The organism is Streptomyces sp. NPDC050988, from assembly GCF_044456225.1.
Taxonomy (GTDB): Bacteria; Actinomycetota; Actinomycetes; order Streptomycetales; family Streptomycetaceae; genus Streptomyces.
In genome coordinates, this window is the sequence record NZ_JBITFQ010000001.1 from 314774 (window position 1) to 338093 (window position 23320).

Here is a 23320-nt window from a genome sequence, read left to right on the forward strand (position 1 = left end):
CCGTGAGCAACGGCCCGTGACGGGCACGCTCGCCTGAGGAACATCGCAGGCCGTCAGACCGTGCGATTCATCCACTGACGACCGCGAAGATGGATGGTTCGTCCACTGGTGCGGCGTTCTGCCCAGCCCGTAGCTTCGGCAGATCACCGCACCAAGGGACGGCTTCCCCGCGCTCCGCGCACCCAAGCGACAGCGACACGCCGTCCGGCCAGCCGCGTCACCACGCGCTCCCCCGCCCTGCCGCCCCTCGGGGTGTCGGTCCTTCGCTGGAGCCCCTCCTTGTCCCAGAACTCCCCCGCGTCCCAGAACTCCCCCGCCACGCAGCCGCCGTCGCTCACCGAGGTCGAGCCCTACGGTGTCGAGCGGATCCCCGACGCGGACCGCTCCGCGAGCCCGCTCGACCTCTTCCGGCTCGCCTTCGGCGGGGCCAACACCTTCTCCACCTGTGTACTCGGGGCTTTCCCCATCCTCTTCGGCCTCTCCTTCTGGCAGGGGCTCGCGGCGACACTCCTCGGGGTGGTCGCGGGTGCGCTGATCCTGTGTCCGATGGCGGTCTTCGGCCCGGTCAACGGCACGAACAACGCCGTCTCCTCCTCCGCCCACCTGGGCGTGCACGGCCGGGTCGTCGGTTCGTTCCTGTCGCTGCTCACCGCGGTCGCGTTCTTCTCCATCTCGGTGTGGAGTTCGGGCGACGCCCTGGTCGGCGGTGCGCACCGGCTCTTCGGACTGAGCCGCAGCGACCTGTCGTACGTCGTCGCGTACGCGCTGTTCGCCGTGCTGGTGCTCGCGGTGTGCGTGTACGGCTTCCGTTTCATGCTGTTCGTCAACAAGGTCGCGGTGACGTCGGCGACCCTGCTGTTCCTGGTCGGCGCGGTGGCCTTCGCCGGGGACTTCGACCCCTCGTACGCGGGCGTCTTCACGGCGTCGGCCGACGCGGCGACACAGGATCTGTTCTGGCCGTCGTTCATCGGCTCCGCGCTGATCGTGCTGTCGAACCCGGTGTCCTTCGGGGCGTTCCTCGGCGACTGGTCGCGCTACATCCCGGCGAGCACCCCGCGGCGCAGGGTGATCGGCGCCGCGTTCCTGTCGCAGATCGCGACCCTGCTCCCGTTCGTCTTCGGCCTGGGAACCGCGAGTATCATCGCGGCGAAGGCACCGGACTACGTCGATCCCGCAGCCCCGAACTACGTGGGCGGGCTGCTGGCCATCTCGCCGAGCTGGTTCTTCCTGCCGGTGTGTCTGCTCGCGCTGATCGGTGGCATGGCGACGGGCACGACCGCGCTGTACGGGACCGGGCTCGACTTCTCGTCCGTGTTCCCCCGGCTGTCCCGGGTGCAGGCGACGGTGCTGGTGGGCGTGCTGTCCATCGCGTTCATCTTCGTCGGGCGCTTCGGCTTCGACCTCGTACAGAGCATCTCGACGTTCGCCACGATGATCATCACGTGTACGACGCCGTGGATGGTCGTGATGATGCTGGGCTTCCTCACCCGGCGCGGCTGGTACGACCCTGACGCGCTCCAGGTCTTCAACCGGCGCCAGCGGGGCGGCCGTTACTGGTTCGCGCACGGCTGGAACTGGCGCGGGATGACCGCCTGGTGGGTCTCCGCCGTCATCGGCGTCCTCTTCACGAACATCCCCGGCCAGTTCGTGGGCCCGCTCGGTGACCTGGCCGGCGGGGTCGACATCGGCCTGCCGATCTCCCTGGCGGTCTCCGCCGTGCTCTTCCTGTCGCTGCTGTGGTTCTTCCCCGAACCGCGGGCGGCGTACGGGCCGGAGGGCGCCCGCCTGGTCCGTACCGTCGATGTACCGGTACCACCCATCACCGGACCGGGCAGCGAGGCCGACGAGAACCGCCCGGTCCTGGCCACCGAGGGCTCCTGACGACTTCTGACGCCTTCTGAGCACTTCGGGGGGCGAAATCCGGACAGCCCGCCCGGCAGGGGGTCGTCGAGGAGCGGTGCCTTCGTAGACTGCCGCGCCATGGAAGAGATCTACGAGCTGGGCGCGATCACGTGTCCGTCCGGCGAGTTGGTGGTCCTCGACGGTGGTCACCTGGGCATGTGGAGCGGGGAGCGGTCACCTGCGGAGGTGGACCCGGGGGCGTTCGGCGTCCAGGATCCGGCGGTCGCCGCCGATGTGAGCGGAGCGACCGACTTCACGATCACCGGCCCCGACGCCGACACCGCGGCCCACTCCTTCGACCGGCAGCCCGGCCGCATGCTCCACGACATCCCGGCGTCCGGAGTCGCGCGGCTGCGTGGGCTCTTCGACGCGCACTGCCGGGAGCACGGTTTCGACGCCCGGCTGGAGGCCTGTGGCGAGCGGGTTCCGCACCGGGAGCGGGTCCGGCGGTGCGCGGCGCAGGGCGGCGGCTGCTTTCTGATGCACGGGGTGCCGGTCGTGGCGCTCGGCGGCCTGCCCCGCGACCGGGCCCTGCCGGTGCTGGCGTCCGGTACCGGCATCGTGATCCCGGTGGACCCGGCCCCCGCTGCCAAGGTCGTGGAACTGGGCGACATCCGGGTCGACTGGGCCCGGCTGCTCTTCGGGGACGCCGACGCGCTGAACGCCTGGCAGCACGACGAGCCCGTGGACGGGCTGGCCGACGTCGCGTTCTGGGGCGCCGCCGAGGAGGAGGCCGCGGCCGAGTTCGGGGCTCCAGCCCTCGGTGAGCCCGGCGAGGACGGGGTCAGGGGCTGGACGGGGCTGACCGTGCCGGAGGCGATGCGCCGGGCCGGTGCCCTCTTCGACTGGAAGGAGGCCGCCCCGGGGCGGCGGCTGATGGTGGACTTCCGCCCGCACTCCCACCACTGGCAGGTCATGCGCGAGGTCCGCGCCTCCGCGGTCGAGTCCGGAACCGTCGAGGTCGGCGGCGCGCGCGTGCTCTGCACCATGACCGGTCAGGGCGACGGCTGGTTCCCCGTGTCCGCGGAGCTCGGCCCGGCCGGCGAACTGGTCGCCGTACGCGTGTCGTTCCCGAGCTGAGACCAGCTCGTTCACCCGCTGAGCCCGGCCGGCCCGGCGATCTTCGCGTCGACGGTGGACGGATCTTGTCCCGCTCGTCAGGATCGTCGCAGGAACAGCGAGGTGTCCGGCGGAACGGGGCACGGTCTCCAGCGCGAACGGCACGGTCTCGACAGCGAGATCAAGGGCGAGAGGCGGGACGTACGGATGACGAAGCACTGGGCGGACTTCCAGTACGAGATCTATCTGAACGGCATGACGGGCGCGGTGCCCCGGCTGCCCACCGATCTGACCCGCTTGGAGGAGCTGGCCGAGCAGCGGCTCGAACCGGGTCCGGTCGGCTATGTGGCGGGCAGCGCGGGCAACGGCAGTACGGCGCGGGCGAACCGGGCCGCGCTCGAACGGCGCCGGATCGTGCCCCGCATGCTGCGCGATGTGCACGAACGCGACCTGTCCGTCGAGGTGCTGGGACGCCCGCTGCCCGCTCCCCTCGCCCTGGCGCCCGTCGGTGTGCTGTCGATCATGCACCCGGACGCCGAGTCGGCCGCCGCCCGGGCCGCCGCGGCGCAGGGGGTGCCGTACATCCTGTCGTCCGCGTCCAGCACCCCGATGGAACAGGTCGCGGAGGCGATGGGCGACGCGGAGCGCTGGTTCCAGCTGTACTGGGCGAAGGACCGCGAGGTCACGAGGAGTTTCCTGAACCGGGCGAAGGCGGCCGGATTCAGCACGCTGTTCGTCACGCTGGACACGCCGCTGCTCGCCTGGCGGCCGCGCGACCTCGACCAGGCGTATCTGCCGTTCCTGCACGGGATCGGCACGGCCAACTACTTCTCCGACCCGGCGTTCCGGGCGGGTCTGGCCAAGCCGGTGGAAGAGGACCCGAACGCGGCGGTCATGCACTTCGTCGGGATGTTCGCCGATCCGGCGAAGACCTGGCCCGACCTGGAGTTCCTGCGCGAGAACTGGGAGGGACCCATCGTTCTCAAGGGCATCCTGCACCCGGACGACGCCCGCCGGGCCGTCACCGCCGGGATGGACGGGGTGGTCGTCTCCAACCACGGCGGCCGTCAGGTGGCCGGCTCCGTCGGCGCCGCCGACGCGCTGCCCCGGGTGGTCGAGGCGGCCGGTGACCGGCTGACCGTCCTCTTCGACGGCGGGATCCGCACGGGCGACGACATCTTCAAGGCGCTCGCGCTGGGCGCCGAGGCGGTACTCGTCGGACGTCCGTACGCCTATGGGCTCGGCCTCGACGGCCAGGCGGGGGTGGAGCACGTCATCCGCTGTCTGCTCGCCGAACTCGACCTCACCCTCGCGCTGTCCGGTCACGCGGGCCCTGCCACCGTCAGCGCCGACGACCTCGCCGAGGAGACCGCATGACCGACGACTCCCCCGCCCCTGCCCACGGGGCTGCTCCCGCCGCCGCCAAGAACGTCCTGGCCGTCATCTCGCCCCACGTGGGCGGCCGTTCGGGCGGTGCCGGGCTCGCCACGCTGTTCCCGAAGGAGGCCCGCGTCACCGTCGTCGAGTCGGCCGACGAGGACCCGGCCGCGCTGCGCGAGGCGCACGTCGTCATCTCCGGGCTGGCCCCGGTTACGGCCCAACACGTTGCCTCAGCCCCGGAGTTGGAGCTGATCCAGTGCGCGAGCCACGGCTTCGACTACGTGGACCTCGATGCGGCCCGCGCCCGGAACATCCCCGTGTGCACCATCGGCTCCAGCGGCGCCGAGAAGCAGAACGTCGCCGAGCAGACCTTCGCCCTGATGCTCGCCCTGGCCAAGCAACTGATCCCGGCGCACACCGCGCTCGTCGACGCCGACTGGGCGCTGCCGCGGCTCCAGCGGTCCATCACCGAACTGTCCGGCAAGACCCTCGGCGTGATCGGACTCGGCCACATCGGCCAGGAGGTCGCCCGCCGCGCGGTCGCCTTCGACATGACCGTCCTGTACGCGGGACCGCGGTCCGTCGGCCCGGAGACCGAGGCCCGGCTCGGCGGCGCCCGCCATGTCGGCCTCGACGAGCTGCTGCGCGCGTCGGACTACGTCACGCTGCACGCGCCGCTCAACGACACGACCCGGCATCTCCTCGACGCCGGGCGGCTCGCGCTGCTCAGGCCGACCGCGTTCGTCGTCAACTCCGCGCGGGGCGCGCTGATCGACCAGGACGCCCTCGCGGACGCGCTGGAGTCGGGTGCCCTGGCCGGGGCGGGCATCGACGTCTTCGACCCCGAACCGCCCACACCGGCCCTGCGGCTGCTCAAGGCCCCGAACGTGGTGCTCTCGCCGCACGTCGCCGGCGTCACCCGCGAGACCCTCGTACGGATCGCGCTGGCCGCGGTCCAGAACGTCACCGGGTTCCTGGCGGGCGAACCACCCCGGGACGTCGTCTCCTAGCGCCCGGCCGAAGTCGGATCTGGTCGGCGCGGGACCTGGCCGGAACAGGACCGGGTCACGGCAGGATCGGGTCAGAGACCGAGGTTCGAGACCGTCCGCGCCAGCAGCAGGGGCACCGGCGCGGCGGACCGCGGGGCGGAGTCGTCGACGGTCACGGCGCGGCGCTCCGAATAGGGCCCGGACACGGTGCTGGTCGGCTCCGGCTCCGCGTCCTTCTCCGCGGCGGACGGCTCCACCTCGCACGGGGACTCGGCGCAGTCGGACTCGGAGTCGGTTCCGGCGTCCGAGTCGTCGGACGGCGAGTCGGTCGCCGGCCGGTCGGACGACGGCGCGCCCGTTCCGGCGATCGACAGCGACTCCGGGCTGGCCGACGTGGCGTCGGTCAGCCAGCGCTGTTCGTCCGACCTGTCGCGGATCTTCACCACGACCTCCGCGTCCGGGTCCGTGGAGGAGGGTGCGACGGCGAGCCCCTCCTGCCAGCGGGGCAGCAACTCGCCCTGGACGGTGAGGTCGTAGCGCACGTCGTCCCCGCGCTTGGCCGACGCGTCGACGCAGCGCCCCAGGACGACGACTCCGGCGTCCACGTGGGAGTCCAGGCACAGCTCGGGTTCGGCGACGCTGCGCAGGAGTCCGTCCTCCTCGTACGACCATTTCTGTGTCTCGGCCGCGGAGCACGTCTCCAGTTTGGTGCCGACACCCGCCCTGGCCCTGCCGTCCCTGATGTCGAGGCAGAGGTCCGCGGCGAGGTTGCGCAGCCGGGTCTGGCCGGGAGGTGTCGGCAGGCCCGCCGAGTTGGGCGGGGACGAGGACCTGGCGGGCGGGGTCTGTCCGTCCGCGCCCGGAACGACGCTGCTGGACGCGCCGGCGGAGGCCGAGGGATCCGCGTCGCCGTCGTCCGACGACCACAGGCTGGCGACCAGGACGGAGGCGAGCAGAGCCACCGAGACGAGGCCCGCTCCGGTGAGGAGCGCCTTCGAGTGCCGGGAGCCCGGCGAGGAGTGGCGCCCCTGCCGGGACGGCCTGGGCGAGAGCTGGGACAGCAGACGTGGACGGTCGCCGCTGCCCGGGCGTCTGCCGCCGGAGCGGCCCGTACGGACGCCCGAGTGGCCGCGGCCGGGCCGGGACTCCAGGTAGCGGCGGGCGCCCCAGCCGAGCATCGACTCGGCGAGCAGACCGCCCAACCCGCCCTCGAAATGACTGAGTTGCTCAGCCGCGTAACGGCAGAACCGGCACTCCAGGAGATGCTGCTGCACATCGGGGAGCAGTGCGCCACCGCGGCGAATCGGAACGTCCAGGAGACGGTTGTAGTAGCGGCAGTCTTTGTTCGGCGCGAGTTCACGATGGGCCCGAACACAGCCCTCGCGGAATTTCTCCCGGGCCTGTTCCAGGGCTGCCGACGCGGTGTCGGTATCCATACCCAGCAGACCGGCCGGTACGGATATGGGCTCGGCCTCGACCTCGGTGTGCCACAGCACGCACTGGGCGAGTCCCGGGAGGGACTGGAAAGAACGCTCGGCGAGCTTGCGATTTTCCGGCGTCATGGACTTCGTCGCGCGCATACCCCGCCCCCCGGCGGGTTTCCGGAGATCCGGCAGTACGGCGGATATCCGGTCCTCCGCGGACCATGCCTTGATGATGTCCCGCACGGCCACCAGGAGCTGGGGGCGCAGGGCGACGGCGGACCCGGCGCGCCGCAGACGTTCCAGTACCTGCTGGAACGCGGCGGCGGTGACCATGGACGCGACGTTCGCCGAGGAAGCGAGGCAGAGGACCGCGTAGTCGTGCGTCGGCTGCCAGTGTCGTGCGAGCAACAGCGCCACGGAGTGGGTGAGCTCGCCCTCCGGCTGCGCTCTGAGGAGGGCGGCGAGGCTCTCGTCCGATTCGCCGGGAGCGGCACCGGAGCCCGGCGGATACGGGGGACGAGGCGGGTGGGGGGTGTGCACTGAGCGGTTTCCTTCCAAGGCACAAGGTGGCACACAGAAGTTGTGACCGCCGAAAAGGAGCTCCTGGTTGGTGCATACCTTTTTGGCTTGACGTACGGAAAGCGGTCGGGATGTCGACCAGTCGACGTCCGTCGGCCGCGAGCCTTTTGAGCCCGACGGCACGATGAAATCCCGAGCAGCGAATCAGACCTGGCCATTGGCCACGTACGAGGAAGTTCACCCTTGCACAAAACTCTCACACCCAACAAGGCACTTGAGCTACTTCAGCAACATCCGCGGCATTGAAGGAAAGTCAGTCACACCTGGGGCAACTCGCCTCGGCCGTACCGAATTTCGACATGGCAATCGTTGCCATGCGCCCCGTGTGAAGCGTGCGCCCACGCCGGCGCCTCTCGCACGCTCCCGGCGCGCGACAGGGAGTAGTCCACTGGTAGCGGCCCTTCTCGGAGGCCCCGCACGGGACGGCGGCTCTCCCGCGCGAAGCAGGCCGCCGACCCCGATCCTCCCGCCCTCGGTCGGCGGCCCCGAGGGCGGGTCGTCACGTCCGGCGTACGTGGCCCGCGTCCGTCAGGAACACGGATCTCAGATCTGCCAGGACCGCAGACGGTCGGCCGCCGCGAAAACGTCCACCTTGCCGGAGATCAGGTCGCGGGCGAGGTCCACGAGTGCCCCGTACGGCGGATCGATCCCGACGCCGCTCACGAACATGTACGAGACCGCCGTCGCGCAGGCGAAACGGGCGTTGGCGGACGGCAGCGGCTTCAGCAGGGCGAGGGTGTGCAGCAGCGCGGCGGCCCGCCAGGCCGGGTCCGAGTCCACCCCGAGCCGGGGCGGGTCCACTCTGTGCCGGGCCACGGCGGCCACGAGCACCGAGAAGTCGTTGACGGTCGGCTGGTCGGGCAGCACCTCTTCATGGCGCTGGAGCAGCCAGGGCACGTCGATGTGAATGACGGGTGCCATGAGTCAGGCGGCCCGCCCCTCGCCCCTGGTGGGTGGTTCGTCGTCGGGGAAGGCCGCGGCGAACTCGTCCGCGTGCGCCGCGAAGAACCGGCGGAAGACGTCCGCGCCTTCCTGCAGCGCTCGGTGCCGCACGATGTCGGCCGCGGCCGCCTCACGAACGAGGGCCTTCATCGACGTACCGCGCTCCTTGGCGATCTGCCGCAGATCCTCGAGCTCGCGCTCGCTGAATTCCACGTTGAGAGCAGGCATGCCCTCACGGTACCGCGCGGGTACTTACTCGTAAATACATGCAGGTCAAGCACTATGAACAACGGTACCGGGCGAGTACGACCCCCACGAACCCGAATCAACGAGCCTGAGACCTGCGTCACATTTCAGCCTCCGTCTGTCACATTCCGGACCCTCTCGGCCCTCGCATGGGTGAGCGCGCCACGGGAGGCACACGCATGTCCGAGAGTCCGGCACCGGCGACCGACGAGACACTGAACACGGCGACCCGGCTGTTCATCGACCACCGCGAGCTGTTGTTCGCGATCGTCTACAACATGCTGGGCGGCGTCGCGGACACCGAGGACGTACTCCAGGACACCTGGCTGTCCTGGACCGGCAGCCGCGACCGGGCGCCGGACCAGGAGATCGACAACCCTCGCGCGTATCTCGTGCGCATAGCGGTGAACCACGCGCTGAAACGACGGGCCGCGATCAGCCGCCGACGCGAGACGTACGTCGGGCCCTGGCTGCCCGAGCCGCTCGTGGCCGGGACCGCCGAGGCCGGGGCGGTGTCCGCGGACGCCGCCGACCGCGTGCTGCGCGGCGAGTCCGTGTCGATGGCGATGCTCGTCGTCCTGGAGTCGCTGTCCCCGCTGGAGCGGGCGGTGTTCGTCCTGGGCGAGGTGTTCGGCTACGCCCACACCGAGATCGCCGAGGTCATCGACCGCAGCCCCGCGGCCGTCCGCCAGCTCGCGCACCGCGCCCGCCGGCACGTGCACGCCCGCCGTCCGCTGTACGAGGCGCATCCGCGGGTGCGAAGGGAGGCGACCGAGCGCTTCGTCGAGGCCGCGCTCGGCGGGGACATCGGCGCCCTGATGGAGATCCTCGCGCCGGACGTGACGATGTGGACCGACGGCGGCGGCAAACGGCGCCCGGCGGGGCTGCGGCCGATTCACGGACGGGACAAGGCGATCCGCCTCATCGCCTCCTACGCCTCACGGGGCGGCGTGCCCGCGCTGGACATCCGCTACCGGCGCGTCAACGGCGACGACGCCGCGGTGCTGTTCGCGGGCGACTCCCCGTACGCGGTGATGGTCATGGACCTCACCCCGGAGGGCGACCGGGTGTCCGGCCTCTACATCGTCTCCAACCCCGAAAAGCTCACGCACGTGCACCTGGCCGAGACGGACGAGATGGACGAGAAGGACGACGAGAAGGAGGGGACCGCGTGACCACCACCGAACGGCAGGCGGCGAAGGAGTCCTCCGGTCAGCGCGTCGCCGACTGGTTCGACGGCCGCCTCGGCACCCACAGCCTCGGCAGGAAATACCTGCGCAAGGTCTTCCCGGACCACTGGTCGTTCCTGCTCGGGGAGATCTGCCTCTACAGCTTCGTCATCCTGATCCTGACCGGCGTCTATCTGACGCTGTTCTTCCATCCGTCGATGAACGAGGTGACCTACCACGGCAGTTACGTCCCGCTGAACGGCGTCAGGATGTCGGAGGCGTACGCCTCGACGCTGGACATCAGCTTCGACGTGCGGGGCGGTCTGCTGATCCGGCAGATCCACCACTGGGCGGCGCTGATCTTCATCGCCGGGATGCTCATGCACATGATGCGGCACTTCTTCACGGGCTCGTTCCGCAAGCCCCGTGAGGTCAACTGGCTCTTCGGCTGGACGCTGTTGTTCCTCGGACTCTTCGAGGGCCTCTTCGGCTACTCACTGCCGGACGATCTGCTGTCCGGCACCGGAATGCGGTTCGTGGACGGCGCGATCCTGTCCGTGCCGATCGTCGGAACGTATCTGTCGTTCTTCCTCTTCGGCGGCGAGTTCCCCGGGCACGACATCATCGCGCGCTTCTACTCGCTGCACATTCTGGTGATTCCCGGGATCATGGCGGCTCTGGTGGTCGCGCATCTGATCCTCGTCGTCTACCACAAGCACACCCAGTTCCCCGGCCCCGGGAAGACCGAACGGAACGTCGTGGGCGCGCCGTTCATGCCCATCTACATGGCGAAGGCGGGCGGCTTCTTCTTCCTGGTGTTCGGGGTGATCGCGCTCATCTCGGCGGTCGCGTCGATCAACCCGGTCTGGTCGTACGGTCCCTACCGCGCCGACCAGGTGTCCACGGGAGCCCAGCCGGACTGGTATCTGGGCTTCGCGGAGGGCCTGGTGCGCATCATGCCCGGCTGGGAGATCAACATCGCCGGACACACGCTGGTCCTCGGCGTGCTGATCCCGATCGTCGTCTTCCCGCTGCTGCTCATCTTCATCGGCGCCTATCCGTTCCTGGAGTCCTGGATCACCGGTGACAAGCGCGAGCACCATCTCCTGGACCGTCCGCGCAACCGGCCGATCCGTACGTCCATCGGCACGGCGTGGATCAGCATCTACCTCATCCTGCTCGCGGGCGGCGGCAACGACATCGTGGCCACCCGCTTCCATCTGTCGATCAACACGGTCACCTGGGCCGTCCGGATCGCGCTCTTCGTCGTCCCGGTGATCGTCTTCGTCGCGACCCGGCGCATCTGTCTGGCCCTCCAACTCCGGGACCGGGAACTGGTGTTGCACGGCCGCGAGACCGGCGTGATCAAACGGCTCCCGCACGGCGAGTACGTCGAACTGCACCGCCCCCTCTCCCCCGCCGAGTTGCACACCCTCACCCAGCACGAGCAGCCCCGGCCGCTCGAACTCGGCCCGGCCGAGGACACGAACGGCGTGCCGAGCCCGAGCCGCCGGATGCCGATGCTGCGCCTGCGGGCCCGGCTCTCGCGCGCGCTGTACGGCGAAGGTACCCAGGTGGCGAAGCCGACGGCCGAGGAGTACCGGGAGGCCGAGGCCCACCGGCCCGACGAACCGCCGGCTGCCGAACACCGAGACGCCGAGCGCACGGCCGCTGAGCACCCGACCGCTGAGCGCCCGGCCGTCGAACAGCGGCCGGAGGAACAGCAGGTGAGGGAACATCAGGTGAGTGGACGTCAGGTCAGCGAGGCGGGACCTCCAGACGGCTGATCCGCAGCGCGCCCCGGGCCTCGCCGGGATGGCGGCTCCTCATGGTGACCCTGAGCCGACTGCCGCGTGCCACGTCGAAGGTGATCACCGTCGGCGCGTCGGACGCCGTGGCCCAGTCGACGTCGGCTCCCCGCACCGGCCGATAGCGGCGCCCGTCCCAGGCGGCGACCTCCACCGAGGCGGGCAGGGAGTGCGTGGCATCGACCGTGAAGGAGACCTCGATCCGGTCGAAGGCGCGGGCGCGGCCCCAGTCGACGGACACCCAGTCCTCCTCGCGGGCGCCGTCGAAGGCGGGCAGCAGGGCCGTGGCCGCCTTGAGAAACGCGTTGGACCAGGCGGTGGCGGGGTCGCCGTCGAGCATCGCGGCGGGCAGGGTGTCCGGACGGCCCGAGTAACTGGCGTCCGCCAGCGGGTAGTCGGGAGCACCCGGTCCGGGGTCGGGGTCGAAGTCGGCGGCCGGGGTACGGACTTCCGGGCGTGCGGCCGTGGCACGTACGGTCGCGGTCGCCGTCCGCAGTCCCGCCGAGCGTGCCCGCAGCGTGAGCCTTCCGTCCTCGGTGCCCGAGCGGACGATCGCCAGGGCTTTGCCGTGGAAGGCCGTTCGGGTGCTCGCCTGGTAGCGCTCGGCGCTCTCCTCGCGCCCGTTGTCGACGCCGGCCAATGAACCGCCGTCGACCTCGAACCCGATGGAATGGTCGGCGCCGGGCACCACCACCCCACGGGCGTCGACCACCTCCGCGGTCACGAAGCACAGTGAACGGCCGTCGGCGGCAAGGGACTTGCGGTCGGGCGTGAGGCGCAGCGCGTGCGGTTTGCCCGCGGTGCGCAGCACATCGGTGGCCACGGTCCTGCCGTCCCGCCGGGCCACCGCCTTCAGCTCGCCCGGCGCGAACGGCACCTTCCAGGTGAGGTGGAGCTTGCCCGCGCTGCCGTTGGGGCTGGTGTAACTCCCCGGCCAGGGACCGCCGGTGACGGTCTTGTCGTCACCCGTGGCCTCGGTGGTCTCCAGGTACGTACGCCCATCGGTGGTCTTCTTCTCGTCGAACTTCCTTGTGCCGAGGGACTTTCCATTGAGGAAGAGTTCCACCGTGTCGACGTTCGCGTACGCCCACACGTCGACCACGTCGCCCGGACGGTGGTCGGTCCAGTTCATCGGGAGCAGATGGACCATGGGCTTCTCGGTCCACTGGCTCTTGAAGAGGTGGTACATGTCCTTCGGGAAGCCGGCCGTGTCGACCGCGCCGAAGAAGGACGCCTTGACCGGGAAGACGTCGTACGGCGTCGGCTCGCCGAGGTAGTCGATCCCCGACCACAGGAACTCGCCCGTGAACCACTTCCGGTCCCGGTCCTTCTTCAGCCCGTACTCGCCACTCATCGTCCAGGAGGCGAGGTTGTTGTCGTACGACGAGGTCGCGCGCCGGCCGGGGGTGTGGTTCTCGCCCGTGTTGAGGCGCTCCGGCTCCTGGTACTCCCCTCGGGTCGAGGTCTCGGACGAGGACTCCGACTCGAAGAGGAAGAGGCGCGGATAGCGGGCGTGCAGGGCGTCGACCGAGGCGGCGGTGTTGTAGTTGAGGCCGAGTCCGTCGATCCTGGCGAGCATCAGATCGGCCGGCGAGCCGACAGCCGGCAGGCTCCGGTACTTGTCGGAGCCGATCACGATCGGCCGGGTCGGATCGAGTCGCCGTACGTCGTCGATGAGCCGGTCCGCCATGGCTAGGCCTGCCGTCGAGGTCGAGTCGGGAATCTCGTTGCCGATGGACCACATGATGACGGCGGGCGAGTTGCGGGCGGCCAGGACCATCTCCGCGATGTCGGCGTCGCTGTGCGCGTCGAAGAAACGCCCGTAGTCGTACCGGTTCTTGCCGCGCCGCCAGCAGTCGAAGGCCTCCACCATCATCACGATGCCGAGCCGCTCACAGGCCGCGATCACCTCGGGGGCGGGCGGGTTGTGCGAGGTGCGCAGGGCGTTGACACCCATGCTCCGCATGATCCTCAGCTGGCGTTCCACGGCGTCCGCGTCGACGGCCGCGCCGAGGGCGCCCAGGTCGTGGTGGAGGTTGACGCCCCGGAGCTTGAGGTAACGGCCGTTCAGGGTCAGGCCGTTGTCGGCATCGATGGTGAAGTGCCGGATACCGAAGGGGGTTTCGTAGGTGTCGACGGTGCGGCCGTCGACTCGGACCTCGGTCCTCAGGGTGTAGAGCGCGGGCGTGTCGATGTCCCACATCCGCGGACCTCGGACGGTGAGGTCGTGCGTGACGGTCGCGGGGGCCGCGCCGACCGTGACCGTGGACGTCCCGCGCGCCACCGTACGGCCGTCCGGGTCGACGACCGCCGATCTCACCTCGGCCCGCCTCTCCTCGCCCGACGCGTTCACGACGCTCGTCCGCGCCCGTACCAGCGCGCGGTCCTTCCCGGTCTCCGGTGTCGTCACCTGTGTGCCCCACCGCTGGACGTGCACCGGGTCGGTGACGACGAGCCGGGCCTCGCGGTGGATTCCGCTGCCCGAGTACCAGCGGCTGCTGGGGAGCCGGTTCCGGACCTCGACCGCGATGACGTTCGGGGTGGTGCCGTCCGTGTGCAGCAGATCGGTGAGATCGAGGGCGAACCCCGTGTAGCCGTACGGGTGTTGACCGACGAGCTGCCCGTTGCAGTACACGGACGAGTCCATGTACACGCCGTCGAACTCGACGGAGACCCGCTTGTCCGCGTACGCCTTCGGGAGGGAGAAGGCGATGCGGTACCAGCCGAGGCCGCCGGGGAAGAATCCGGTGCCGCTGGTCGTGCCGTGGTCCGTGGTGGGGCTGAGCCCGATGCTCCAGTCGTGCGGTACGGCGACCCGCCGCCATGCCGAGTCGTCGTAGTCGGGCTCGGCGGCCCGGGCGTACGCGCCGGTGGGGTCGGTGAGTCCGGCCGGGTCGACGAGCGCGAAGCGCCAGCCGTCGCGGAGCGGGACGGTCCGCCCTCCGGCGGCGGGCCGGTCACGGAGAGCGGTGTCCGTCGGAGGTGCCCGCGAGGACGTAACCATCACCCCTCCGGTAGCGCTTCCTTTCCAGCGCGTCGCATCGGCCCCTACGCGATCGGGTAGGCTGCCCACTGTGCGTAGCGAGAACCAAGCACGCACGATGCGCTGAGCGAGAACCAAGTCGGCGCACACCAATGCTTTCGGGCAACCGGGCAGGTTCCGTCCCGGCTGGTGCTGAGGGAGTAAGACCTCACAGGTCGCTGACCGGTGAGGCTTCCTGAGCCAGGAATCCCCCTGCTTCGGCTGGGGGAGGGTTCAATGTGAGTGTGCGCAATATGGAGTGGCGTCAATGACGAGCCACAGCGAAGCCCCGGGCGACAGCCCGGGGTACCCGTTCGACGAGACCGCCACCGCGCGGGCCGTCATCGACGGCGACGGCATCCTCGTCGAGTGGAACGATGGCGCCCGGCGCCTGCTCGGCCATGCCCCCGCCGAGGTCGTGGGCCTGCCCGCCGCGAACCTGCTGGCCCCGGACGCGGGAGCCCTGCTTCCCCCGTCGGCCGACCACCGCTGGAACGAGACACTCGCGCTGCGCCACCGGGACGGCCGGATCCTGAACGTATGGCTGCTCGCGCACCGGCGCAGCCCCGAGCTCGGTGACCGCAGCGACTGGCTCGTCGTCACCCCGCTGGAGAACGGCGAGCCGCCGACGGAGGCCGATTCGCTCTCCGCCATGTTCCTGGAGCAGTCACCCTGCGCCACCGCCCTCTTCGACGAACGGCTGCGGCTCCGGCGGGTCAACGCGGTGATGGCCGAGTCGATAGGCCTCCCGGAGGAACGTATCCGCGGGCTGCGCATCCCGGAGATCGGCGGCAGACCGCAGAACGAGGAGCTTGAGGCGTCCATGCTCCAGGTGCTCCTGACCGGGCAGCGCAAGGACGTACAGACCCTGGGCACCGGCAGGGTGGACGGCGCGCTGGCCTGGCTGGCGCGGATGGCACCGCTGACCGACGCCGAGGGCCGGGTGCTCGGCGTCTGTCTGTCCGCCCACGACTTCACCGACCAGTACCTCGCCCGGGAGCGCCTCCAGATCGTGAACGAGGCGAGCATCCGCATCGGCTCCACCCTCGACGTCACCCGTACGGCCCAGGAGCTGGCCGATGTCTGCGTGCCCGCGCTCGCCGACTTCGTCAGCATCGATCTCGTGGACCCGCCGGAACACGGCGGCGAGCCGTACACCGGCCCGTTCTCCGCTCCCGTGAGCCTGCGCCGCGCCGCGCACCGGTCGGTGAACCCCGGCAATCCGGAGGCCGTGGTCAAGCTGGGCCAGGTCGACGTCTACCCCGCGTCCTCGCCCCAGGCCGACTCCCTGGTGGCCGGTCGGCCCATCGTGGCGACGAACCCCATGAGCACACTGGCGGACTGGCTCGCCTGGGACCCGGTGCGCGGCGAGCGCGTCAGGGAACTCGGCATCCACACGACGATGTCCGTCCCGATCCAGGCCCGCGGTGCCACGCTGGGCGTCGCCGTCTTCACCCGGTTCCGGCGCCCCGACCCCTTCACCGCCGACGACGTCCTGCTGGCCGAGGAGGTCACGGCCAGGGCGGCCGTCTGCATCGACAACGCCCGGCGTTTCTCCCGCGAGCGCGAGACCGCGATCGCCCTGCAGCGCAGTCTGCTGCCCCGCATGCTCCCCCGGACAGCCGCCGTCGAGGCGGCCTCGCGCTATCTGCCCGCGGCACGGGCCGGGGTGGGCGGTGACTGGTTCGACGTGATCCCGCTGTCGGGGATGCGCGTCGCGATGGTCGTCGGAGACGTCGTCGGTCACGGGGTGCAGGCGTCCGCCACGATGGGGCGGCTACGGACCGCCGTGCGCACCCTCGCCGACATCGACCTGGCACCGGACGAGCTGCTGACCCACCTCGACGACCTGGTCGTCCGGCTCTCCTCGGAGGCCGGCACCGAGGGGACGACCGGCGAGGTGGGTGCCACCTGTCTGTACGCCGTGTACGACCCGGTCACCCGCGTCTGCACACTCGCCCGGGCGGGCCACCCGCCACCGCTGATGCTGCGGCCGAACGGCTCGCCCGAGGAGATCGACGTACCGCCGGGGCCTCCGCTGGGCCTGGGCGGGCTGCCGTTCGAGTCGGTCGAGTTCCGGCTGCCCGAGGGCACCGTGCTCGCCCTCTACACCGACGGTCTGATCGAGAGCCGCGACCGTGACCCGGACGAGAGCCGAGCGGTGCTGTGCCGGGCACTGGCACGTGGTGCGGGCTCCCTCGACGAGACCTGCCACGACATCCTCCAGTCGCTGCTCCCGGCGACCGGCGCCCCCGACGACGTGGCCCTGCTGCTCGCCCGGACGAAGGGGCTGCCGACCTCGCAGGTGGCGACCTGGGACATCCCCGCCGATCCGGCCCTCGTCGCCCCGATCCGCAAGCAGGTCGTCCAGCAGCTGGAGACCTGGGAGCTGAGCGAGGCGGCGTTCACGACCGAGTTGGTGGTCAGCGAACTCGTCACCAACGCCATCCGGTACGGCGAGCGTCCGATCCGGCTGCGGCTGATCCACGACGCCACCACGCTGATCGTGGAGGTGTCGGACGCCAGCCACACCGCCCCGCATCTGCGTCGCGCCAAGGTCTTCGACGAGGGTGGCCGCGGTCTGCTCCTGGTCGCCCAGCTCACCGAGCGCTGGGGCAGCCGCCACACCCCCGAGGGCAAGACGATCTGGGCGGAGCTGACACTCGGCGAGGAGTGATACGCCGGAAGCCTCAGGTGGCCTGACGAGCCGTCGGCTCACCGGCCGCCGCCGCCACCTCCTCCGTCGTAGCCGCCGCCTCCGTAACCACCCCCGCCGTACCCGTCGTATCCGCCGCCGTAGCCGCCTCCTCCATAGCCACCGCCGTAACCGCCTCCGTAACCGCTGCCGCCGCCATAGCCACCGCCCGACCCGCCGTCGTACCAGCAGTAGTAGCCGTAACACACCCAGCTCGGAGCGGGGGCCGGCGTCGGGGGCGGAGGCGGCGGGGGCGTCTGGGAAGGCGCGGGCTTCGGGGGCGGGGGCGGCGGTGTACGGGTGGGCCCCGGGCCCGGATCGCGCGTCGGCTCGGCCGGGTCGCTGTTCGTGTACGACGTGATCCACTCCATCTGGAGCGAGTCGACCGAGGTGTCGATCTCCCAGCGCTGGGCCTCGCCCTCGCTACGGGTCTTGAGGACCAGGCCCGTCGCCTCGTCGCCCGAGACGGGTGCCAGCGCGAGCTTCGGGCGCCCCAGGGGCACCAGGTTTCCCTCAAGGGTGAGGTCGTAGCGGACGGACACCTCGTCCTTGTCGCCGTCGCACGGCCCCAGCCTGACGGAGGAAGGGAGCCTGGAGTCGAGGCACAGGTCCTTGTCGGCCAGGCTGCGCAGCAGGCCGTCGCTCTCGTACGCCCACTGCTGCCGCTCCGAGGAACTGCAGGTGGCGACGGCGGCCTCCACGCCCGCGGTGGCCTTGCCGTCGGCGATCCCGACGCAGTCGCCGCTCGCGACGTTGCGGAGCCGTCCGCTCACGGTGCCGGTCTCCGTACCGCCGGTGCCGACTCTGGTCGGCCTGGTGTCCGGCTCCTGCGACGCCGTTCCGGCATCCGACGAGGAGGGCTGCCCCGTGCTGTCCCCGCCGGACCACAGGACCAGTGGGACGAGTACGCAGCCGCTCACGGCAAGGATGGCGAGGGCGACGTTGCGGCGGCGCGGGGAGCGCCTGCCGGGCTCCCCCGGGCGGGAGTCCGCATGCGGCGGAAGCCGTACGGCGTGGCGCGGACCCGCGCTGTGGAGGGCGGCGCCCGCACGACGACCGGTGTCCCGGTGTGAGCCGGCACCCGAGGCATGGCCCGTACTCGTGTGGCCGCTCGCGGTCGGGTGGGACCCGGTTCCCGGACCGGGATCGGCTCCCGGGCCGGCGGCCGGGTGGGCGCCGGCTCCCGGATGAGGGGCGGGACGAGGGCCGGTGCCGGTGCCCGGGGCATCGGCGGCCTGCCGGGGACTGGGCCCCCAGACGGAATCGGTGTCCGAGAAGAGATCGGCGTCCGAGGGGCGCTGCGAGGGATGTCCGGTGCCCGGCTGAGGGGCGGAACCCTGCTGAGGGACGAAATCCGGAGCGGGCCCGGTCCCGGTGCCCGGCTGGGATCCCGCGGCCGCCGGGTAGGAGCCCATCCCCGGATGGGGGTCCATGCCTGGAGCCACCGACACCACGGGACCCGCCTGTGTCTCCTCCGTCCGGACCCGGCGCCCCGGCCTGGACTCGAGATACCGCTGGGCCGCCCACCCGAGCACCCCCTCGGCCAGCAGGGCGGCGAGACGGCCGCCCGACTGGTCCAGCTGGCCGGCCGTGGACTGGCAGTGCGGGCAGACGGCCATGTGCTCCCGCAGATCGGGGCAGATCCTGCCGCCGGGCCGCAGCGAGACGTCGAGCAGCCGGCTGTAGCGGCGGCACTCCTCGTCGGGGGCGAGTTCGCGATGGTTCTCCAGGCAGTTCTGGCGCAGCAGTTCCCGCGCCCGGTCCAGCGCGACGGAAGCGTCCTCCACGGAGATTCCGAGCAGACGTGCCGGTACCGCGAGATCCTCGGCCTCCACCTCCGCGTGCCACAGAACGCAGCGGGCGGACTCCGGCAGCCGATGGAACGCGCGGGACACCAGCCGCCTGTTCTCCGGCGGAAGAAGCCGGTCCGCGGCCCGTGCCTTGTCGTGCGGTTCGGACCGCAACTCGGGATGGAGCAGGTCCCGGCGTTTGTCCGCGTCCCATTCGCCCGCTATTCGGCGCACGGCCACCAGGAGTTGCGGTCGCCACGCCGACTTCGGTCCGGTGCGCCGAACCGACTCCCCGAAGAGCCGGGTGAATGCGGCGGTGGTGAGCATTCCGGCGTACTGCGCACCGTTCGTACACAACCTGGCGTACGAGAAGACCGGCACCCAGTGCCGGGAGAGCAGTTCCCCGGAGGGATACTGGGCGGGTGTCTTGCCCGAGCCCCTCTTCAGGTCCGCCGTGAGCCGTTCGTCGGTCGCATCGAACAGGCTTCCGGTCACAGGGGAATTCGACGGGGTCGCGTCGCTCACGTGCACTTTCCTCCAAAGCCCCCGCAGAAATAGTCCATACCAAGGGGTACGGAATTTTTCCTGCACGCTGACGGGTGCACCTTTGCACAACGCACGCCCCGGAACAAGAGAACGCTCCCAATCCCCCATTCCCCCGCGACGCCTTGGTGGAGACAAAGCGTCAACAGCGGCCCGAAGCAATGCGATTCGGAATGGCAAGGTCTCAAGTTACTCGAAGTAAGTACCGTTTTGGCAGCAGAGGAGAAGGGGCCGCTGCCGGTAATTCGTTGGAATATGCAACCCAAGAACGCAAGGAAGGAGAGGAAGGAGCTTGACGGCGGAGTCGTCGGCACACCCCCGTTCGCCTCCGCAACAGGCCGTCTGATTCGATTCAACGAAATCGACAATCACTCCCGAAGGACGAACCCTGAGTTCCGCACTCGCCACATCCCTTTCCGCCGTTCTCCTCGTGGCGGTACTGGCCTGTGCCGTGATCCGCCCCTTCGGCCTGCCGGAGGCCACCGTGGCGGTCCCGGCCGCCGGCCTGGTGATCGCGGCCGGCGCGATCACGCTCGACCACGCACGCGCCGAGGCCGAGCTGCTCGGACCCGTGGTGGGCTTCCTGGCCGCGGTGCTCGTGCTGGCCAAACTCTGCGACGACGAGGGGCTCTTCCAGGCGTGCGGCGCCTGGCTGGCCCGTACGTCCAAGGGGCGGCCGCAACGACTGCTGGCCGCCAACTTCCTTCTCGCCTCGGTGATCACGGCCGTGCTGAGCCTCGACGCCACCGTCGTCCTGCTCACTCCGGTGGTGTTCGCGACCGTGGCCCGGCTCGGCGCCCGCCCCAAGCCCCACGTGTACGCCACCGCCCATCTGTCGAACACGGCCTCGCTGCTGCTGCCCGTCTCCAACCTCACCAACCTGCTGGCGTTCACGGCCAGCGGGCTGAGCTTCACCCGGTTCGCCGTGCTGATGGGGCCCGCGTGGGCCGTCGCCATCGCCGCCGAGTACCTGGTCTTCCGGCGCTTCTTCGCCGACGACCTCAAGGGCGAGGCCCCGGAGCCGACCACGGCCGCACCGGTCGAGCTGCCCGTGTTCGCGCTGGTCACCGTCGCCTGTACGCTCGCGGGCTTCGCCGTGGCGTCCGCGCTCGGTATCGAACCGGCCTGGGCGGCACTGGCCGGGGCGCTCGTCCTGGCCGTCCGGGCACTGGTCCGCGGGCGCACCACACCGCTCGCCGTCGTGCGCGCCACCTCACCGGCCTTCCTCGCCTTCGTCCTGGCGCTCGGGATCGTGGTGCGTGCCGTGGTCGACAACGGCCTCGCGGACGTGCTCGGCCATCTGGTCCCGGACTCGGCGAGCCTGCCGGCGCTGCTCGGCATCGCGACCCTCGCCGCCGTCCTGGCGAACCTCATCAACAACCTGCCGGCCGTCCTGGTGCTGCTGCCCCTGGCCGCTGTGGCGGGCCCCGGCCCGGTCCTCGCCGTACTGCTCGGGGTGAACATCGGCCCCAACCTCACCTATGCCGGGTCGCTGGCCACGCTCTTGTGGCGGCGCATCGTGCATCAGCACGAACACGACGTCGATCTCGGCGAGTTCACGCGCCTCGGCCTCATCACCGTGCCCGCCACCCTGATCCCGGCCGTCGTGGCCCTCTGGCTCTCGCTGCGCGTGTTCGGAGGCTGAGGCGCGCACGCCCCCGGTGCGCCTCGACCGGTGCACCTCGACCGGTTCACCTCGACCGGGCCACCTCGACCGGGTTGGCCGTCGCGTCCCGGCCGGGTCGTGCGCGGAGCATTGACGCTGTGACATGGCCATGCAATGCTCCGTTTTGGGAGCGCTCCCACCGTTCTGGTCGTCCCCGTGGGACGGCATCCGTGGACCCAGTCCAGGCACCGGGAGGCGCTCCATGCTCACGTTCCCGTACGTGCACCGCCGCCCCACAAGACGCCGTACGAGAAAACGCACGACGGCCGCCCTGCTGACGGCGGCCCTGCTCTCGGGCGGTACGGCCCTCGCCCCCGGCGCGACCGGGCTGTCGTCCGCCGGGTCACCGTCGGCCGCACCGCCGTCCGCCGCGGACCCGGCCGCCACCGCGACGACGCCCGTGCGCGTCAACCAGGCCGGCTACCTGCCGGACGGCCCCAAGCGGGCCACGGTGGTCACCTCGGCCGCCCGGCCGCTGTCCTGGCAGCTGCGCAAGGCGTCGGGCGCCATGGCCGCCTCCGGCCGGACCGTCGTGCACGGCGCGGACACGGCCTCGGGCGAGGCGACCCACACCGCGGACTTCTCGGCATACCGGAAGACGGGCTCGGGGTTCGTCCTGGTGGTCGACGGGCGAAGCAGCGCGCCCTTCGACATCCGTGCGGACCTGTACGACAGCCTGCGCTCGGACGCGATGGCGTTCTTCTACCACCAGCGCAGCGGCACGCCGATCGAGGCCTCGCTGGTGGGTCCCTCCTACGCGCGCCCGGCCGCGCACATCGGGGTCGCGCCGAACCAGGGCGACACGAACGTGCCCTGTCAGGCCGGGGTGTGCGACTACACCCAGGACGTGCGGGGCGGCTGGTACGACGCGGGCGACCACGGCAAGTACGTCGTCAACGGCGGGATCTCCGTCTGGACGCTCGTCGACTCCTTCGCTCGGGCCAAGCGGGCCGGCAACGCGTCCGCGCTCGGCGACTCGACCCTGCGGATACCCGAGCGCGGCAACGGCCTCCCGGACGTGCTGGACGAGGCCCGCTGGGAACTCGACTTCCTGATGCGGATGCAGGTGCCGGAGGGCAAACCGTACGCCGGAATGGCCTTCCACAAGATCCACGACGCGGCCTGGACGGGCATCCCGACCCGCCCCGAACTCGACGCCCAGCCACGCGAGTTGCACCGCCCGTCCACCGCCGCCACGCTCAACCTCGCCGCCACGGCGGCCCAGTGCGCGCGAGTCTTCAAGCCGTACGACTCCAGGTACGCGAAGAGGTGTCTGAGCGTGGCCCGCACGGCGTGGACCGCGGCCAAGGCCAACCCCGCGATCTACGCCCCTGAATCGGACAGCACGGGCGGCGGCCCCTACAACGACACGCAGGTCACGGACGACTTCTACTGGGCGGCGACCGAGCTGTACGCGGCGACCGGGGAGCGTGCCTACCGGGACGCGGTCACGTCCTCGCCCTGGCACACCTCGTCGAGCGCGCTCACGCCGACCGGCTTCAACTGGGCCGACACCGCGGCGCTCGGCCGGCTGACCCTGGCGACCGTGCCGAACGGGCTGCCCGCCTCCGACATCAGGCGGGTGCGCGCGTCCGTGACGGCCGCGGCCGACGGACACCTCGCCATGATGGCGGGCCAGGGCTACGCGGTGCCCATCCCCGCGAACGGGTACGTATGGGGCTCCAACAGCCAGGTCACCAACAACGCGATCGTCATGGCCACCGCCTACGCGCTGACCGGTCAACAGCGGTACCGCGCCGGGGTGTTGGAGTCGATGGACTACCTGCTGGGCCGCAACACCCTCGACCTCTCCTACGTCACCGGCTACGGCGACACGTACGCCCGCAACCAGCACCACCGGTTCTGGGCGAACCAGTACGACGCCTCGCTGCCGAACCCGCCGGCGGGCTCCCTCGCGGGCGGTCCCAACAGCGGTCTGCAGGACCCGGTGGCGCAGGAGCACCTGGCGGGCTGCTCCCCCGCGGCCTGCTACATCGACGACATCGGCTCGTACTCCACCAACGAGGTGACGGTCAACTGGAACGCCCCGCTGGCCTGGTTGGCGGCCTTCGCCGCCGAGCGCTGCCCGCCGCGCGACTAGATCAC

14 protein-coding genes are annotated in these 23320 nt (G+C 70.9%); 9 read left to right on the top strand and 5 right to left on the bottom strand.

Features of this window, described 5'->3' with window-relative positions:
* Positions 1–279: 279 nt before the first annotated feature.
* The 4 genes from ACIBEI_RS01375 to ACIBEI_RS01390 all read left to right on the top strand — a co-directional run bounded on the left by ACIBEI_RS01375 (position 280) and on the right by ACIBEI_RS01390 (position 5351).
* The gene (locus tag ACIBEI_RS01375; protein ID WP_398883873.1) at positions 280–1881 is read left to right on the top strand and encodes a purine-cytosine permease family protein; all 1602 of its coding nucleotides are present in this window, start codon (positions 280–282) and stop codon (positions 1879–1881) included.
* Between the two features lie 99 nt (positions 1882–1980).
* Entirely contained in the window at positions 1981–2982 is a 1002-nt protein-coding gene (locus tag ACIBEI_RS01380) for a hypothetical protein (protein ID WP_398883875.1), read from the top strand.
* A gap of 186 nt (positions 2983–3168) precedes the next feature.
* Entirely contained in the window at positions 3169–4338 is a 1170-nt protein-coding gene (locus ACIBEI_RS01385) for a lactate 2-monooxygenase (protein ID WP_398885053.1), read from the top strand.
* Positions 4335–5351: a 2-hydroxyacid dehydrogenase gene (locus ACIBEI_RS01390; RefSeq protein WP_398883877.1), complete on the top strand. Its 1017-nt coding sequence runs from the start codon at positions 4335–4337 to the stop codon at positions 5349–5351. Before ACIBEI_RS01385 ends, ACIBEI_RS01390 begins: the two co-directional genes overlap by 4 nt.
* Before the next feature lie 71 nt (positions 5352–5422).
* On the opposite strand, the gene ACIBEI_RS01395 is transcribed toward ACIBEI_RS01390, so the two are convergent.
* From ACIBEI_RS01395 to ACIBEI_RS01405, 3 genes are all read right to left on the bottom strand, one after another.
* Positions 5423–7294 carry an RICIN domain-containing protein gene (locus tag ACIBEI_RS01395; RefSeq protein WP_398883879.1) on the bottom strand — a complete coding sequence of 624 codons (1872 nt, stop codon included), beginning with the start codon at positions 7292–7294 and terminating at the stop codon, positions 5423–5425.
* A gap of 582 nt (positions 7295–7876) precedes the next feature.
* Positions 7877–8254, bottom strand: a complete 378-nt coding sequence (locus tag ACIBEI_RS01400) for a hypothetical protein (protein WP_055617647.1) — start codon at positions 8252–8254, stop codon at positions 7877–7879.
* Positions 8255–8257: 3 nt separating this feature from the next.
* On the bottom strand, positions 8258–8503 hold the full coding sequence (locus tag ACIBEI_RS01405) for a hypothetical protein (RefSeq protein ID WP_143634966.1): 246 nt from the start codon (positions 8501–8503) through the stop codon (positions 8258–8260).
* A 197-nt stretch (positions 8504–8700) separates the two neighbouring features.
* Between ACIBEI_RS01405 and sigJ the strand changes: the two genes are divergently transcribed.
* On the top strand, positions 8701–9696 hold the full coding sequence (sigJ, locus tag ACIBEI_RS01410) for an RNA polymerase sigma factor SigJ (protein ID WP_398883882.1): 996 nt from the start codon (positions 8701–8703) through the stop codon (positions 9694–9696).
* Complete coding sequence (locus ACIBEI_RS01415; protein WP_398883884.1) at positions 9693–11477, top strand: cytochrome bc complex cytochrome b subunit; 1785 nt, start codon at positions 9693–9695, stop codon at positions 11475–11477. Before sigJ ends, ACIBEI_RS01415 begins: the two co-directional genes overlap by 4 nt.
* Here ACIBEI_RS01415 and ACIBEI_RS01420 read toward each other — a convergent pair.
* Positions 11449–14502 carry a glycoside hydrolase family 2 TIM barrel-domain containing protein gene (locus ACIBEI_RS01420; protein WP_398883886.1) on the bottom strand — a complete coding sequence of 1018 codons (3054 nt, stop codon included), beginning with the start codon at positions 14500–14502 and terminating at the stop codon, positions 11449–11451. The genes ACIBEI_RS01415 and ACIBEI_RS01420 overlap by 29 nt on opposite strands.
* A gap of 286 nt (positions 14503–14788) precedes the next feature.
* Here ACIBEI_RS01420 and ACIBEI_RS01425 point away from each other — a divergent pair, with 286 nt between their 5' ends.
* On the top strand, positions 14789–17197 hold the full coding sequence (locus ACIBEI_RS01425) for a SpoIIE family protein phosphatase (RefSeq protein WP_398883887.1): 2409 nt from the start codon (positions 14789–14791) through the stop codon (positions 17195–17197).
* A 38-nt stretch (positions 17198–17235) separates the two neighbouring features.
* Here ACIBEI_RS01425 and ACIBEI_RS01430 read toward each other — a convergent pair whose 3' ends face one another.
* Positions 17236–19500 (bottom strand): ricin-type beta-trefoil lectin domain protein, encoded by a 2265-nt coding sequence (locus ACIBEI_RS01430; protein ID WP_398883889.1) that lies wholly within the window; start codon positions 19498–19500, stop codon positions 17236–17238.
* Between the two features lie 436 nt (positions 19501–19936).
* On the opposite strand from ACIBEI_RS01430, the gene ACIBEI_RS01435 reads away from it, so the two are divergent.
* Positions 19937–21193 carry an arsenic transporter gene (locus ACIBEI_RS01435; protein WP_398885055.1) on the top strand — a complete coding sequence of 419 codons (1257 nt, stop codon included), beginning with the start codon at positions 19937–19939 and terminating at the stop codon, positions 21191–21193.
* 223 nt (positions 21194–21416) lie between these two features.
* On the top strand, positions 21417–23315 hold the full coding sequence (locus ACIBEI_RS01440) for a glycoside hydrolase family 9 protein (protein ID WP_398883891.1): 1899 nt from the start codon (positions 21417–21419) through the stop codon (positions 23313–23315).
* The last annotated feature ends 5 nt before the right edge of the window (positions 23316–23320 follow it).